This is a genomic window from Aphanothece microscopica RSMan92 (assembly GCF_046613545.2).
In the GTDB taxonomy this organism is placed as follows: Bacteria; Cyanobacteriota; Cyanobacteriia; order PCC-6307; family Cyanobiaceae; genus NIES-981.
This window is the reverse complement of the sequence record NZ_JBKKKY020000650.1, coordinates 1-397: the sequence shown is the minus strand read 5'-3', so window position 1 is coordinate 397 and position 397 is coordinate 1. Positions and strand designations below refer to the sequence as shown.

Here is a 397-nt window from a genome sequence, read left to right as displayed (position 1 = left end):
CAGTTCCAACGAGCTTGAGTTGTTCCGCGTATTGTCCGCCTCCCGGCTCGAAACCATGTGGAAGCTCCGGTTGCCCAGGTCAATGCCGTTCCTGTTCGCATCGCTCCGGATATCCTCGGCAACCGCTGTCATTGGCGCGGTGGTCGGTGAATGGATCGGGTCCGACAGGGGGCTCGGCGCCATGATCATACAGGCCACCTTCAACTACCAGTCAGGCCGGCTCTATGCCGCCATCACGCTCTGTTCCTTCCTTGCCATCACCCTGTTTCTCATCGTGGTCTCAGTAGAGAAGATGGTGCTGAGATATGAGCGCCACTGATGTTACAGACCAACCAGTGTTTCACCAGTGTGGCCATACGTGAGGGACGGACGAAGAAGGCATGCTCAATGGGCCGGA

Annotated in this window: 1 protein-coding gene; it reads left to right on the top strand. The window is 57.7% G+C overall.

What is annotated here, in order from left to right:
* Positions 1–319: ABC transporter permease (locus ACLD7X_RS19475; protein WP_411425327.1), on the top strand; the 319-nt coding region annotated here is incomplete at its 5' end.
* Positions 320–397: the final 78 nt, after the last annotated feature.